The sequence below is a fragment of the Pseudomonas sp. Pdm06 genome (assembly GCF_014851795.1).
In the GTDB taxonomy this organism is placed as follows: Bacteria; Pseudomonadota; Gammaproteobacteria; order Pseudomonadales; family Pseudomonadaceae; genus Aquipseudomonas; species Aquipseudomonas fluorescens_AA.
The window spans coordinates 127611-143461 of sequence record NZ_JACVAH010000010.1; the positions used below are offsets into that span (position 1 = coordinate 127611).

Here is a 15851-nt window from a genome sequence, read left to right on the forward strand (position 1 = left end):
AGGGCGACCCCATCAATCCTGCACCGGCTTAGTGCTTTGGCTTCTAGTGATGCGCTACGGACTGCACTAAAAGGGAGCAAAAAACGGCGTTTTTGCGATAAAACCGATCAGGTGCAACTTATTCGAGCGAAACTGGTTGCACCTTATTTGATTTGTTGAATAGCATTCGCGGCCAAGGTGCAACCGGCTCAAAGCCGAGGGGCATCGGCTGATGGCTTTCCTGGGGAAACATCAGTCATAAATTCGCGGAACTGCAAATCGTCGCTACAACGTCTGCGTTGTCGGCGCTTCCAACTGCCACCGCACCATAAAAACAAAGCCAGGGCGTAACTCATGAGTGTTAGTAATCCCACCTTGATCACTTTCGTGATCTACATCGCAGCCATGGTCCTGATCGGCCTGATGGCTTACCGCTCCACCAATAACCTTTCCGACTACATCCTGGGCGGTCGCAGCCTGGGCAGCGTGGTCACGGCATTGTCCGCCGGTGCTTCCGACATGAGCGGTTGGTTGTTGATGGGTTTGCCGGGTGCCATCTATATGTCTGGCCTGTCGGAAAGCTGGATCGCCATCGGCCTGATCGTCGGTGCCTACCTGAACTGGCTGTTCGTGGCCGGTCGCCTGCGGGTACAGACCGAGCACAACGGTGATGCCCTGACGCTGCCGGATTACTTCTCCAGCCGTTTCGAAGACAAGAGCGGCCTGCTGCGGATCATCTCCGCGGTGGTGATCCTGGTGTTCTTCACCATCTACTGTGCTTCCGGCATCGTGGCCGGTGCCCGTCTGTTCGAAAGCACCTTCGGCATGTCCTACGAGACAGCGCTGTGGGCCGGTGCCGCAGCGACCATCGCCTACACCTTCGTTGGCGGTTTCCTGGCCGTGAGCTGGACCGACACCGTACAAGCCACCCTGATGATCTTCGCGCTGATCCTGACGCCGATCATCGTGCTGCTGGCGACCGGTGGCGTGGACACCACGTTCCTGGCCATCGAAGCGAAAGATCCTTCGTCCTTCGACATGCTGAAAAACACCACCTTCATCGGCATCATCTCGCTGATGGGTTGGGGCCTGGGTTATTTCGGCCAACCCCACATCCTGGCGCGCTTCATGGCGGCGGACTCGGTCAAGTCGATCGCCAATGCCCGTCGCATTTCCATGACCTGGATGATCCTGTGCCTGGGCGGCACCGTGGCGGTGGGCTTCTTCGGTATCGCTTACTTCTCGGCGCACCCCGATGTGGCCGGTCCCGTGACCGAGAACCCAGAGCGCGTGTTCATCGAGCTGGCGAAGATCCTGTTCAACCCGTGGCTTGCGGGTGTGTTGCTGTCGGCCATCCTGGCCGCGGTGATGAGTACCTTGAGCTGCCAGTTGCTGGTGTGCTCCAGCGCCCTGACCGAAGACTTCTACAAGACTTTCCTGCGCAAGAGCGCTTCCCAGCTGGAACTGGTCTGGGTCGGTCGCGCCATGGTGTTGCTGGTGGCCTTGGTCGCCATTGCCCTGGCTGCTAACCCGGAAAACCGCGTACTGGGTCTGGTGAGCTATGCCTGGGCCGGTTTCGGTGCTGCCTTCGGCCCGGTTGTCCTGATCTCCGTCATCTGGAAGAACATGACCCGCAATGGCGCGCTCGCCGGCATTCTGGTGGGTGCGATCACCGTGATCGTCTGGAAGCATTTCGCGCTGCTGGGCCTGTACGAAATCATCCCGGGCTTCATCTTCGCCAGCCTGGCCATCTACCTGGTCAGCAAGATGGGCTCGCCTACCGCGGGCATGCTGCAGCGCTTCGATGCGGCGGAAAAAGATTTTCGTCTGAACCAGTAAGGCCTCCAGCGCGGCTTCGAGCCCGCTGGTGATCCGTTGTGGCGAGGGAGCTTGCTCCCGCTGGGCTCTGTAGGAGCTGGCGAAGCCTGCGATCTTTTGATCTTTCACTTGAGGCTCAAGTGTCTGGGGAAAGATCGCAGCCTCGCTCCGCTCGACAGCTCCTACCGCTGGGCTCTGTAGAAGCCTGCGAGCTATAGAACCTGAACATAGCGTCCTGGCCCCAGATCTCTGATTGCCCGCACCAGGAACCATTCGCCGCCAGATCGAGCACGTTGCAAGAAATTGCTGATTCATGTGCAGGATGGCGGCGATGCTTCGAATGTCTATCGGAAAATGCATCACGCTTTGCAGCTTTTAGCTTCTTGGATGTAGGGCAAATCTGTTTTTCCTGACCTCCCATACACGTCCCCTACTGCTCGTGCAGAATCGCCCGCCTCCATTCAGCAGAGGCACATCGGATGTTCCCGCCTGCCAATCCACCGCGTTTCACGCTGACGCTCGACAGCGGGCCGAATGAACTCAAGGTGCTGGAGTTCAAGGGCACGGAAACCATCAGCCAGCCCTATCGCTTTGACGTGGAACTGGTCACCGAGCGCTGCGACCTGGTACTGGAAGAACTTCTGCATCGCCAGGCATTCCTGCGGTTCGATGGCCGGGGAGGGGGCGTGCACGGTCAGGTCTATAGCGTAGCCCAAGGCGACTCGGGCAGACGCCTGACCCGTTACCAGATCAGCCTGGTGCCGCGCCTGGCCTACTTGCGCCATCGCATCAACCAGCGGATTTTCCAGCATTTGAGCGTGCCCGATATCGTCGCCCGGGTGTTGAAGGAGCACGGGGTCCTGGAGGGAGCCTTCCAGTTCATTCTCGCAGGGCACTATCCCGAGCGTGAATACTGTGTGCAGTACGCCGAAAGCGACCTGGCGTTCATCGAGCGGATCTGTGCCGAAGTCGGTATCCACTATCACTTTCGGCACCGCCCTGACGGCCATCTGCTGGTGTTCGGCGACGATCAGACCGGGTTCCCCCGCCTGCCCGAATCGACGCTGTACCTGGCGGACAGCGGCATGGCTGCCGACGCACCGGCCATCAAGCGTTTGGCGGTGCGACTCCAGACCCGCGCCACGGCCGTAACGTTGCGCGACTACGACTTCCGCAAGCCCGGCCTGTTGTTGCAAACCCACCTCGACAATCGGCAGTTGCCAGCGCTCGAGGACTATCGCTACCCCGGTGGGTTCTGCGACCGGGACGATGGCAAGCACCTGGCCCGGCGTGCCCTTGAGCGTCACGGCGCCGATCATCGCGTGGCGCAGGGCAGCAGTGATGACAGCGCTTTCGTCAGCGGGCATTTCATGCGTATCAAGGGCCACCCCAGGGAGCAGTGGAACGATCTCTGGCTCCTGACGCATATCGACCATCATGGCCGCCAACCCCAGGTGCTGGAAGAAACAGCCGCCGCCGGCCCGGATGAATTCCAGGGCTACAGAAACACCTTTCTCGCCACACCGTGGGAAGTGTTTTTTCGGCCGCCCCTGCACCCTGAAAAGCCCCGTGCCGGCGGCTATCAGTCAGCGGTGGTGACCGGGCCGGTGGACAGCGAGATCCATTGCGATGAGTTCGGGCGGGTCAAGGTGCAACTGGCCTGGGATCGCGACGGCCAGCGCGACGAACATTCCAGTTGCTGGCTGCGAGTGGCCTCGGGTTGGGCCCATGATCACTATGGTGCAGTGCTGATTCCCCGGGTCGGCATGGAAGTCCTTGTGGGGTTCATCGATGGCGACGTGGACAAGCCATTGGTGGTGGGTTGCCTGCCCAACGGCGCCAACCCGGTGCCGTTGGACCTGCCGGCGGACAAGACCCGCAGTATTTGGCGCAGCCAGAGCAGTCCCGGTGGGGCAGGCTATAACGAGTTGCGCATCGAGGACCGCAAGGGGGCCGAGGAAATCTACCTGCGGGCCCAGCGCAACTGGACCCAGCACGTGCTGCACGACCAGCGGGTGCAGGTCGATCACGAGCGCAGCATCGTCGTCACCGGTACGGCACGGCACGAACTCAAGGCCGATGAGCAGCGCGTTACCCATGGCCGGCGCCAGGCTGAAGTCCGCCAGGACGATCATCTGCTGGTGAGCGGCGAGCGGCATGTTCGCGTGACCGGCCAGGTCCTGAACGCCAGCCGGCAGTTTCATGTCAGCGCCGGCCAGCAAGTGGTCCTGGAGGCTGGCGCCAGTGTGACCCTCCAGGCTGGCGGTCATTGGATCAACATTGGCGCCAGCGGGATTTTCAGCAGCGTGCCGATCGAGGTCGGTGGGGCGCCGATGGCGGTCATGGGGGCGGTGGCGGGTTCGCCGGACAGCTCCGGGCAGCAGGTCGCTGCGCCGGCCCCTCGGCTTTCCCTGGCGCAAATCCTCAGCTTCCAAGGCTCGGCGCCGTTCTGCGAGGAGTGCGAGCGGTGCAGAAACGGCGTCTGCGCAGGGCCATCGGTCTTCCACAAAACTGTCGACACACAGGAGCGCCCATGAACAGCGGTCAAACGCCCCGCGCCTGGCTTGAGCACCATCCGTTGCAGGCGTCCGAGCAACTTTTCGCCATTTTCAGCAATGCCAGCAGCGCTGGGGCGTTGGCGGCCTGGCGGCGTTCGATGGCCGCGACACCCACGGCGATCTGGGCCGACACGCCGTACGCCGAGTGGGAAGCGGTCATGCCCTATGTAGGGCTTGTTCGCGCAGACTGTGGGTTTCTTGATTGGGTAGCGGCCACCGACTCGCTCGATTGGGGTTGGCTGGCGGTGTCGTGTGCCAGCCAGGAAACCCTTGCCGAGCATTTGCGTGGGTTGACGCAGGTGCTGTTACCGGGTGGCAAGCCGGTTTTCCTGCGTTTTTGGGATGGGCGCTTCATGGGACCGCTCCTGCAATCGACGGCGGTGGATGGCGGGGAGCTCCTGCCGGTCATCAATCGTTGCCTGATCAACGGTCAATCCGTTGAGTTAGTCGGAAACGTCCAGCGGCCGGCGCGGACTTTTCCTTGGTGGGAAGTGCCGGTGGCGCTGCTGGACGCCATGACCGAGGCCCCGACGAATTGTCTGGTGGATAACTTGCTCACGTGGCTTGGCCAAGAGCATCCGTCTCTGTGGGAGCGGGTCGACCCGCGCATCCTGCGGCGCAAGATTGCTCACTTTCTTGAGCGATCGAAGCCGGTTGTCGCGCCAAAGGCGCCCTTGCAGGCGTACTTGCTGCGGGAGCTGGGCTGATCGTGGCGTGTCCGCCGGGCTGCCAACCCCTGACGTTCGGCGCGCTTCAAGGTAAACTCGTCGCCCTTCGCAGGAGCCGCCATGAATTATCGCCACGCCTTCCACGCCGGCAATCACGCCGACGTGTTCAAACACCTGACCTTGACCCGCCTCATCGCGCTGATGTCGCGCAAGGAACAGCCCTTCGCCTACCTCGACACCCACGCGGGCATCGGGCTGTACGACTTGCAGGGTGACCAGGCCAACCGTACCGGTGAGTACCTGGAAGGCATTGCGCGGTTGTGGGGCGAAGGCGACCTGCCGCCATTGACCGCCGATTACATGAAGGTGCTGCACGAGATGAACCCGGACGGGCAACTGCGCTACTACCCGGGCTCGCCGGAACTGGCGCGGCGCCTGACTCGGCCCCAGGACCGTGTGCTGCTCAACGAAAAACACCCTGAAGACGGTGTGTTGCTCAAGGACAACATGAAAGGCGACCGTCGCGTGGCGGTACACCTGGGTGAAGGCTGGCATGTGCCGCGGGCGTTGCTGCCGGTGGCCGAAAAGCGTGCCTTGATGCTGATCGATCCGCCCTTCGAGCAGCTTGACGAGATGCAGCGCTGCGCCGCCTCGCTCAAGGAGGCCATTGGCCGGATGCGCCAGACGGTGGCGGCCATCTGGTACCCGGTGAAGGACCAGCGGATGTTGCGCCGCTTCTACCAGGACCTGGCCGGTACGGGAGCGCCGAAGCTGTTGCGCGTGGAGCTGCTGGTGCACCCACTGGCGACGCCCAACAGCCTGAACGGCTCCGGCCTGGCGATTGCCAATCCGCCGTGGGGGCTGGAAGAGGAGTTGCGTGAGCTGCTGCCGTGGCTGTCGAAAAAGCTGGGGCAGACCCAGGGCGGGTGGCAGATGGATTGGTTGATCGCTGAGTGATGTTTTGCTGGCGTCCGGAAGGGCGCTATCGCGAGCAAGCTCGCTCCCACATGGGGTCCAGGTGTACCCACCTGTGGGAGCGAGCTTGCTCGCGATGACGGCGGCACATTCAACATCACCGCCCCAGGCCCACCGCTATCGCGAGCAAGTTTTTAGTCAGATCGGGCAGGTCACGCCGGTCCCGCCAATCCCGCAATAGCCTTCCGGGTTCTTCGCCAGGTACTGCTGGTGATAGGTCTCGGCGAAGTAGAACGTCGGTGCTTCTTCGATTTCGGTGGTGATGGTGCCTTTGCCGGCCTTGGTCAACTCAGCCTGGAAGACTTGTTCGCTGTGTTTGGCCGCCGCCAGTTGGTCCGGGTTGGTGGCATAGATCACCGAACGGTACTGGGTGCCGATGTCGTTGCCCTGGCGCATGCCCTGGGTCGGGTTGTGCAGTTCCCAGAACATCTTCAGAAGCTGTTCGTAGCTGACTTTCGCGGGCTCGTAGACCACCAGCACCACTTCGCTGTGGCCGGTAAGGCCCGAGCAGACTTCTTCGTACGTCGGGTTCGGCGTGAAACCACCGGCGTAACCCACCGCGGTACTGACCACACCTTCGCGCTGCCAGAACTTGCGTTCCGCGCCCCAGAAGCAGCCGAGGCCGAAGATCGCGAAATCCACGTCCATGGCAAACGGGCCCAGCAGGGGCGCGTCGAGGACGAAGTGTTTGTCCGGCACGGTCATCGGGGTTTCACGGCCAGGCAGGGCTTGTTCTTGAGTAGGAAGCACGTTTTTATTCACCAGGATTTCCGAGCGCAAGACCATTATCAGTCCTCTCAGTCAGATTGAATTGAGCGAAATAGACCGTCAGTGTGCCTCAGAAAAGCCGCCGCAAGCTATACGCAGCTGTCAGACCAGAGGCCCGCGCGGGTAGCGCTTGAGCTTTTCGACCAGCTCCGCGCCGGGGATCGGACGGTCGAACAGGTAGCCCTGGCCGACATCGCAGCGGTGACGGCGCAGGAACGCCAATTGCTGGGAGGTTTCGATGCCTTCGGCCACGACCTTGAGTTTCAGGTTGTGGGCCATGGCGATCACCGCCGAGGTGATTTCCATGTCGTCCTGGTTGTCCGGGATCTCATGGATGAAGCTGCGATCGATCTTGATGATGTCGATCGGGAATTTTTTCAGGTAGCTCAGGGATGAGTAACCGGTGCCGAAGTCGTCCATGGCCAGGGTCAGGCCCAGGCGCTTGAGCTGGTCGAGCTGCAAGTGGGTGTCTTCGGTGGCCTCCAGCAGCAGGCCTTCGGTCAACTCCAGTTCCAGCAGGCGGGCCGGCAGTTGTTCCTCCTTGAGGATGCTGGCGATGGAGGCGACCAGGTCCGGGTCGGAGAACTGCTTGGGCGACAGATTGATCGCCACTTGCAGGTTGCCCAGGCCGGCCGCGGTCAGCTGTTTGCTCATCCGGCAGGCCTGGCGGGCGATCCATTTGCCGATGGGGATGATCAGGCCGGTTTCTTCGGCCACGCTGATGAACTGGTCCGGGCGGATCATGCCCTTTTCCGGATGGTTCCAGCGCAGCAGCGCCTCCATGCCCAGCAGCCGGCCGCTGCGCAGGCACAGCTTGGGCTGGTAGAACACGTCCAGTTCATTCTGGGTCAAGGCGCGACGCAGGTTGTTTTCGACGAACAGCTTGTAGCTGGCCTCGGCATTCAAAGCCTCGGTGAACACCTGGACCTGATGCTTGCCGTTGGCCTTGGCCTTGTGCAGGGCGAGGCCGGCGTTGCGCATCAGCGTCTGCGGATCACGGCCGTGCAGCGGCGCGCAGGCCAGGCCCACGGAGCCGGTCACGCTGATCAGTTGGTTATCGACGAACATTGGCTTGTCGAGGGTCATCAGCAATTGGCTGGCGATCTGCTGCCCGGCTTCCAGGCTCGTGTCGTCCAGCAGCACGGCGAACTCGTTGCTGGCGAAGCGCGCCAGGCTGCCGCTGGGGCTCAGGCTGTTGCGCAGGCGCCGGGCCAGGCTGATCAGCAGCTTGTCACCGGTCTGGTGGCCGAGGCTGTCGTTGATGCGCTTGAAGTTGTCGATGTCCACCAGCAGCAGGCTGATGGGCGAGTCGCTGTCCCGGGCAAAGCGCTCATCGAGGTTGCGAATGAACGCCGGGCGGTTGCCCAGGTTGGTCAGGTTGTCGGTGTAGGCCAGGCGCTCGATGCGCTGCTGGGCCAGTTTGGTCTGGGTGATGTCTTCGTAGATGCCGATGTAGTGGGTCAGCTCGCGGTTGTCGCCGTAGACCTTGGAAATCGACAACTGGCCCCAGTAGGGTTCCAGGTTCTTGCGCCGGCTCTTGAACTCGCCCTGCCAACTGTTGCTCTGGGCCAGCGCCGAGGGTGCGTCGAACAGCAGCTCGCTGAGGTTCTCCAGGGCCGGCAGTTCCGAGAGGCGTTGGCCGTGGACTTCCTCGGTGGTGTACTGGGTGATCGCGGTGAAGCTTGGGTTGACGTACTCCACCACTCCGTCGCAATTGACCAGCAGGAACGCGTTGGCGCTTTGCTCCACGGCGCGCTGGAACAGGTGCAGGGCGCTGGTGGCGGTGCGGCGGTTGTGGTTGTTGATAACCTGGGCGAACTGGTCCGCGAGCTCGCCGGCGAAGGCGATCTCATCCGACTGCCAGGCGCGGGTGGCCCCCACTTGTTCCAGGCACAGCACGCCCACCACTTGGCCGTCGATGCGCACGCTGGCGTCGAGGATGGCGTTGACGTCGCGGGCGCGCAGGCTCTCGGCCATCTCCCGGGTGCGTGGGTCGCGCATCGCATTGTGGGCGTCGATGGCGCGACAGGTCTGCAGCGCCTCCATGTAGTCGGGAAACTCGCTGGCGTCGATGACTGCCGGCAGGAAGTACTCCTGGGAGGCGCGGTTGTAGGCGGAAATCGGCACCAGTTTGCCGTCATCCAGGTTCCAGATACTGGCGCAGTCGATCTGGTAGATGTCGCAGGCGCTGCGGGTGATGAGTTCGGCCGCTTCGAGCAGGGAGTTGTTGGCGCTGTAGCGTTGACGGGTCAGCAGCAGGATGAGGTCTTGTTGGGCGCGTACCCGGTCCAGGTGCTGGAGCTGCTCTTGCTGGGCGCGCTGGTTCAGTTCCAGGGCGATCTGCAGGCGCGAGTTCTGGGTTTCCAGGTCCAGGGCCGGCAGGGAGGGTTCGCTTTGCAGCAAATTGTCCACCACCAGCAAGTAACCGCGCAGCAGATGACGATTGTGCTGTCTGTAGGCTTCGCCCGTCTCCAGCACATTCATCGGGCCCTTAGCGGTGTGGAGCGTGTAGCGAATCTGGTAATGCGCGGCCTGGGCCAGTTGCTGCTGGATGGCGTCGTGCAATTGATAGCGCGCTTCGGGTTCCATCAGGCTGGCGTAGGGCGAGCTGACCAGCGAGCACAGTTCCACCGCCGGCAGGCCGAAGTGTCGCTCGCAGTTGGGGTCGAGAAACAACAGCGCCCAGCTAGCTTCATTCAGCCGTTCGAAACGCAGCATACCGAGCCGCGCGGGCACCGGTAACTGCGTCACTACCTCGGCCGCCATACGGCTGGCGGCATCGGGTTGGCTTTTCATGGGGAAACTCGCTTCGAAAATGCTGATCGCGCCGGGCTGACGCCCTCGTTATTACGGATTGGCGCAAGGTTGCATCATTGCGGCACTGGCTGACAAGAGAGATGAAGGCCAAGTGCTATAAACCTTTTATCGGCCGACAACGGGATTTCTCCAGTCGCCAGCCGATCAGAGGGCATGGAAGTTCATCGCAGGGCAATATCGAGTGCCTGCAAGGGCTCGCCGTCACGGTCGTGGAACGTAACGTGAAGGCTCTGTGCCGTGACCTGCAGGCGGGCGAAGTTGTTCTGGCTCACCACTTCGCTGGTCAGTTCATAGCGGTACTCACCGCTGTCCGTGCGGGCCATGGGCTTGTGGAAAATAAAATCCGCGGCTTTTGCAAAAGGCAGCAATTTGCTGTTGTAGAACGGCGAGGAAACGACGGTGTTGACCTCGAAATCAGGATCCTGAGTGTGACGCAGGCGGCTGGTCATGGAGCCGTGGACGTCCCCCGAGATGAACACCACGTTTTTGATCCGATGGCGGCGGATGGTTTCCAGCAGGCGCAGGCGTTGTTCCGGGAAGGCCTGCCAGGCATCGCCGTCATTGCGCTGGCGGTCAGGGAAAAACATCACGCTGGTGACGACGAGCTTGACCCGGGCGGGGCTGCTGACGAGCCATTCGAGCAGGGATTGTTCCTGGTCCGCGTCGAGGATGCGCCGATCGTTCGCCGAGAGGTTGCGTTGCGTCCGGCTGTCGGTGACGAACCAGTGGATATCGCCATGGGCAAAGGTGTACCAGTAGCGGGTCAGCGACTTGTTCAATGTTCCGTCGCTCGACAGTTCATGGGCGGGCCCATGGCTGGCCTGGTAAAGCCCATAAGCGCTCATGGCATTGGCATACAGGACGTCGTCGTGGCCGGTTTTCCTGGCGGGCCAGTTGTCTTCGATTTCATGGTCGTCGAGGATCATGTAGGTCGGCGTGCCAGACATCAGCTTTCTGATGTACGGCTGGGTAAATACCGTTCGGTATCTGAAGAGGATGTGTTTATAGCTTCGGTCCGGGCCGATGATATTCAGGTCATCGAGATAAACCTGGTCTCCGGTCATCAACACCGCGCTGATCGGCGGGTCGGCCTGTTCGACGATGCGATTGATGCCGGCAAAGGTGCGATCCCCAAGGCTGGGGAGTAACGGGGTACTGGCGGCGATCCGCAAGTAGCGACATGAGCCCACGATATAAGCCCGTGGCGCATCGGGTTTGTCGGCCGGCGTGTGCAAGCAATAGGTGTTCCGAGGCCATTGCAGTGGCAGTTCCTGGATGGTTTCCACGGTATGGGTCGGGCTCAAGGGGCTGAGCCAGCCGGCCTGGTATTCGTAGGCGGTGTCGGGTTGAAGGTCTTTCAACACGATCACATCGGACATATCGCGGTAGGCCTTCAACTGGACAAAGTGCCCTTTTGACCAGCGTGTGTCTCCTCGGCGCCGGTGTCGGATACCGGCGAATACCCGGTTGTTGCCGTGATCGCCCCGCAGGAATATCCGGGCGTGGTCAGTGGTCGTGTGCCCGACAATGGGGCCGACGGTAGGTTTGAACATATTCGAATCCATTCGAAGTTTTAGTCGGTGGGTGCCAGCATCAAGTGGCCTTGGCGGTGTTGATGCTAAAGCCCGGCGCGCCATAAATATCGACGGGGAAGGGGGCGCAAGTTGTGGGCAATGACCAACAGGTGGTGTAGTCATTTAAAACTTGCGGGGTAGGAAATACCGCTATCGCGAGCAAGCTCGCTCCCACAGGAGCACCGTAAATCCACTGTGGGAGCGAGCTTGCTCGCGATGAGGCCGCCAGATCCCCCATCCATGCACCTGGCTTGAATGCCAGGCAAAAAAAAGCCCCGCCAAACGGACGGGGTTGAGGTACGAGCGTGGCGCTCGGAAAACGGTGCTCCGAATGGCCCTCCCCAAGGGAGGGCCGCCCGGTGTTACAGCAGGATGGTGCGGATGTCGCCCAGCAAGTCGCTCAAGCGCTTGGTGAAGCGTGCAGCGGCGGCGCCGTTGATCACACGGTGATCGTAGGACAGCGACAGTGGCAGCATCAGCTTCGGCTGGAAGGCTTTACCGTCCCAGACTGGCTGGATGGTGGCCTTGGAAACACCCAGGATCGCCACTTCCGGCGCGTTGACGATCGGCGTGAAGCCGGTGCCGCCAATGTGGCCGAGGCTGGAGATGGTGAAGCAGGCGCCCTGCATGTCGTCGGCGGTGAGCTTCTTGTTCCGGGCTTTTTCGGCCAGGGCAGCGGCTTCGCCAGCCAGTTGCAGCAAGCTCTTCTGGTCGACGTTGCGGATGACCGGTACCAGCAGGCCTTCCGGGGTGTCGACGGCAAAGCCGATGTGCACGTATTTCTTGCGGATCACAGCCTTGCCGCTTGGGGCCAGGGAGCTGTTGAAGTCCGGCAGTTCCTTGAGCAGGTGTGCACAAGCCTTGAGCAACAGTGGCAGCACGGTCAGCTTCACGCCGGCCTTTTCCGCCACGGCTTTCTGCGCGACGCGGAAAGCTTCCAGCTCGGTGATGTCGGCCTGGTCGAACTGAGTCACGTGCGGAATGTTCAACCAGCTGCGGTGCAGGCTCGACGCGCCGATCTGCATCAGGCGAGTCATGGCCACTTCTTCGGTTTCACCGAAGCGGCTGAAGTCCACTGCCGGGATCGGCGGGATGCCCGCGCCGCCGGTGGCGCCTTCGGCCGGTGCGTTCTTGGCCTTCTGCATCATGGCCTTGACGTAGGCTTGCACGTCTTCCTTGAGCACACGACCGTGCGGGCCGCTTGGGCCAACGGCCGACAGCTCGACACCGAATTCCCGGGCCAACTGACGCACCGCCGGGCCGGCGTGCACCTTGGCACCGCTTGGCGCAGGCGCGGCGGCGACAGGGGCAGGCGCTGCTTCGGCCTTGGCGGCAGGCGCGGCGGCTGGCGCTGGAGCTGCTTCAGCCTTGGCGGCAGGTGCAGCGGCCGGGGCGGGCGCGGCTGGTGCCGAGGCACCCGCCACTTTGAGCTTCAGGATCAGGTCGCCGGTGCCGACTTCGTCTTCCAGCTTGATCTCGATGCTTTCCACCACACCGGCGGCCGGCGATGGGATTTCCATGCTGGCCTTGTCGGATTCCAGGGTGATCAGCGACTGGTCGGCTTCGACGGTGTCGCCGACCTTGACCAGCACTTCGATGATCTTGGCCTTGCCCGACGAACCGATGTCCGGGACATGAATGTCCTGGACCGTGGCCGCGGCAGGGGCGGCTGCCGGAGCGGGAGCCGCTTCGGCAACTGGTGCGGCGGCAGGCTTTTCAGCCGCGGCCGGGGCAGCAGGAGCGGCTGCTTCAGGCGCCGCAGCGGCGCCCTCGACTTCCAGCTCCAGCAGTTCGTCGCCTTCTTTCAGGCGGTCGCCCAGCTTCACTTTCAGGCTCTTGATGACACCGGCCTTCGGCGCAGGCACTTCCATGCTGGCCTTGTCCGATTCAAGCGTCAGGATGCTCTGGTCGGCTTCGATACGGTCGCCGACCTTCACAAACAGTTCAATTACTTCACCTTCACCGCTGCCGATGTCAGGTACGCGAATGAGTTCGCTCACGAAAATTCTCCTCAGCAGTCCAGTGGGTTGCGTTTTTCCGGATCGATGCCGAACTTGGCGATGGCTTCGGCCACCACTTTAGGTTCGATATCGCCACGGTCAGCCAGGGCTTCCAGGGCTGCCAACACAACGAACTTACGGTCGACTTCGAAGAAGTGACGCAGCTTCTTGCGGCTGTCGCTACGGCCGAAACCGTCGGTGCCCAGCACTTTGAATTCCTTGGACGGAACCCACTGGCGGATCTGCTCGGCGAACAGCTTCATGTAGTCGGTAGAAGCGATGACCGGACCTTTGCGGCCGTTCAGGCACTCTTCGACGTAGCTCAGCTTTGGCTTCTGGCCAGGGTGCAGGCGGTTGCTGCGCTCTACGGCCAGGCCGTCGCGACGCAGTTCGTTGAAGCTGGTGACGCTCCAGACGTCGGCACCGACGTTGAACTCTTCACGCAGGATCTTCGCTGCCTCGCGCACTTCGCGCAGGATGGTGCCCGAGCCCATCAACTGGACGTGGTGCGCCGCTTCGCGGGTGTCTTCCTCGAGCAGGTACATGCCCTTGACGATGCCTGCCTCGACACCGGCCGGCATGGCTGGCTGCTGGTAGGACTCGTTCATCACGGTGATGTAGTAGAAGACGTCCTGTTGCTCTTCGGTCATCTTCTTCATGCCGTCCTGGATGATCACCGCCAGCTCGTAGCCGTAGGTCGGATCATAGGTGCGGCAGTTCGGGATGGTCCCGGCCAGCATGTGGCTGTGGCCGTCTTCGTGCTGCAGGCCTTCACCGTTGAGGGTGGTGCGGCCGGCGGTGCCGCCGATCAGGAAGCCACGGGTACGGCTGTCGCCAGCGGCCCATGCCAGGTCGCCGATGCGCTGGAAGCCGAACATCGAGTAGAAGATGTAGAACGGCAGCATCGGCTGGTTGTGGCTGGAGTACGAAGTACCGGCGGCAATGAAGGAGCTCATGGCGCCCGCTTCGTTGATGCCTTCTTCGAGGATCTGGCCCTTCTTGTCTTCACGGTAGAACATCACCTGGTCTTTATCGACTGGCTCGTAGAGCTGGCCGACGGACGAGTAGATGCCCAACTGACGGAACATGCCTTCCATACCGAAGGTACGGGCTTCGTCCGGGATGATCGGGACGATGCGCTGGCCGATTTCCTTGTCCTTGACCAGTTGCGCGAGGATTCGCACGAAGGCCATGGTGGTGGAGATTTCACGGTCGCCCGAACCGTCCAGGATCGCCTTGAGGGTCTCCAGTGGCGGGGTCGGAACGCTGAAGCTCTTGGCGCGACGCTGGGGCACGAAACCGCCCAGTGCGGCACGGCGCTCGGCCAGGTAACGGGCTTCGGCGCTGCCTTCTTCGGGCTTGAAGAACGGCAGGTTTTCCAGCTCGCTGTCCTTGACCGGAATGTCGAAGCGGTCGCGGAACAACTTCAGGCTGTCGACATCGACTTTCTTGGTGTTGTGCGCAGTGTTCTTCGCTTCGCCGGCACCGGTGCCATAACCCTTGATGGTCTTGGCCAGGATGACGGTCGGCTGTTCTTTGTGATTGACCGCCTGGTGGTACGCCGCGTAGACCTTGTACGGGTCGTGGCCGCCACGGTTGAGCTTCCAGATCTCGTCGTCGGACAGGTCGGCAACCATGGCCTTGAGTTCAGGCGAGTTGAAGAAGTGCTCGCGGACGAACGCGCCGTCCTTGGCCTTGTAGTTCTGGTACTCGCCGTCGATGACTTCGTCCATGCGGCGTTGCAGGATGCCGTCGACGTCCTTGGCCAGCAGTGGGTCCCAGAAGCGGCCCCAGATGACTTTGTTGACGTTCCACTGGGCACCACGGAACACGCCTTCGAGTTCCTGGATGATCTTGGCGTTGCCGCGAACCGGGCCGTCGAGGCGCTGCAGGTTGCAGTTGATGACGAAGATCAGGTTGTCCAGCTTCTCGCGGCCGGCCAGGGAGATCGCGCCCAGGGATTCCGGCTCGTCGCACTCGCCGTCGCCCATGAAGCACCAGACTTTCTGCTTGCCTGGCTGGATGAAACCGCGGGCTTCCAGGTACTTCATGAAGCGCGCCTGGTAGATCGCCTGGATCGGGCCCAGACCCATGGACACGGTCGGGAACTGCCAGAAGTCCGGCATCAGCCAAGGGTGCGGGTACGAGGACAGGCCGTTGCCGTCCACTTCCTGGCGGAAGTTGTTCATCTGGTCTTCGGTGATGCGGCCTTCCATGAACGCACGGGCGTAGACGCCTGGCGATGCGTGACCCTGGAAGTAGATCAGGTCGCCGCCGTGTTCGTCGGTCGGGGCCTGGAAGAAGTAGTTGAAGCCGATGTCATACAGCGTCGCGCTGGAGGCGAAGCTGGAGATGTGACCGCCCAGGTCAGAATCTTTCAGGTTGGTACGCATGACCATGGCCAACGCGTTCCAGCGTACCAGCGAGCGAATGCGGCGTTCCATGAACAGGTCGCCAGGCATGCGTGCTTCGTGGGTAACAGGGATCGTGTTGCGGTACGGCGTGGTGATGGCGTAGGGCAGTTGCGAGCCGCTGCGGGTCGCGAGTTCGCCCATACGGGTCATCAGATAATGAGCACGGTCTTCGCCTTCTTTGTCGAGAACCGATTCCAGGGCGTCCAGCCATTCCTGGGTTTCGACGGGATCGAGGTCTTGCATGGCTTGCTCCAGGGCGGAAAGGCTACCAGAATCGGTT

At 61.9% G+C, this 15851-nt stretch carries 9 protein-coding genes; 4 read left to right on the forward strand and 5 right to left on the reverse strand.

Annotation, left to right across the window (positions count from 1 at the left end; translation table 11 throughout):
- Nucleotides 1-333: 333 nt before the first annotated feature.
- The 4 genes from putP to IB266_RS17570 all read left to right on the forward strand — a co-directional run bounded on the left by putP (nucleotide 334) and on the right by IB266_RS17570 (nucleotide 5980).
- Complete coding sequence (gene putP, locus IB266_RS17555) at nucleotides 334-1818, forward strand: sodium/proline symporter PutP (RefSeq protein ID WP_192261926.1); 1485 nt, start codon at nucleotides 334-336, stop codon at nucleotides 1816-1818.
- Nucleotides 1819-2276: 458 nt separating this feature from the next.
- Nucleotides 2277-4334: a type VI secretion system tip protein VgrG gene (locus tag IB266_RS17560; RefSeq protein WP_192261927.1), complete on the forward strand. Its 2058-nt coding sequence runs from the start codon at nucleotides 2277-2279 to the stop codon at nucleotides 4332-4334.
- On the forward strand, nucleotides 4331-5062 hold the full coding sequence (locus IB266_RS17565) for a DUF4123 domain-containing protein (RefSeq protein WP_192261928.1): 732 nt from the start codon (nucleotides 4331-4333) through the stop codon (nucleotides 5060-5062). Before IB266_RS17560 ends, IB266_RS17565 begins: the two co-directional genes overlap by 4 nt.
- An 81-nt stretch (nucleotides 5063-5143) precedes the next feature.
- Nucleotides 5144-5980 carry a 23S rRNA (adenine(2030)-N(6))-methyltransferase RlmJ gene (locus tag IB266_RS17570; protein WP_092203467.1) on the forward strand — a complete coding sequence of 279 codons (837 nt, stop codon included), beginning with the start codon at nucleotides 5144-5146 and terminating at the stop codon, nucleotides 5978-5980.
- A 156-nt stretch (nucleotides 5981-6136) separates the two neighbouring features.
- Here the strand turns inward: IB266_RS17570 and msrA are convergent, their stop codons facing one another.
- The 5 genes from msrA to aceE form a co-directional block, all read right to left on the reverse strand.
- On the reverse strand, nucleotides 6137-6784 hold the full coding sequence (gene msrA, locus IB266_RS17575; RefSeq protein WP_060739480.1) for a peptide-methionine (S)-S-oxide reductase MsrA: 648 nt from the start codon (nucleotides 6782-6784) through the stop codon (nucleotides 6137-6139).
- An 84-nt stretch (nucleotides 6785-6868) separates the two neighbouring features.
- Nucleotides 6869-9562, reverse strand: a complete 2694-nt coding sequence (locus IB266_RS17580; protein WP_192261929.1) for a putative bifunctional diguanylate cyclase/phosphodiesterase — start codon at nucleotides 9560-9562, stop codon at nucleotides 6869-6871.
- A 182-nt stretch (nucleotides 9563-9744) separates the two neighbouring features.
- A complete protein-coding gene (locus tag IB266_RS17585; RefSeq protein ID WP_192261930.1) occupies nucleotides 9745-11136 on the reverse strand; it encodes an alkaline phosphatase D family protein in 1392 nt (463 codons plus the stop codon).
- A 383-nt stretch (nucleotides 11137-11519) separates the two neighbouring features.
- Nucleotides 11520-13157 (reverse strand): dihydrolipoyllysine-residue acetyltransferase, encoded by a 1638-nt coding sequence (gene aceF / locus IB266_RS17590; RefSeq protein WP_192261931.1) that lies wholly within the window; start codon nucleotides 13155-13157, stop codon nucleotides 11520-11522.
- Nucleotides 13158-13168: 11 nt separating this feature from the next.
- Complete coding sequence (gene aceE / locus IB266_RS17595; RefSeq protein WP_060739476.1) at nucleotides 13169-15814, reverse strand: pyruvate dehydrogenase (acetyl-transferring), homodimeric type; 2646 nt, start codon at nucleotides 15812-15814, stop codon at nucleotides 13169-13171.
- Nucleotides 15815-15851: the final 37 nt, after the last annotated feature.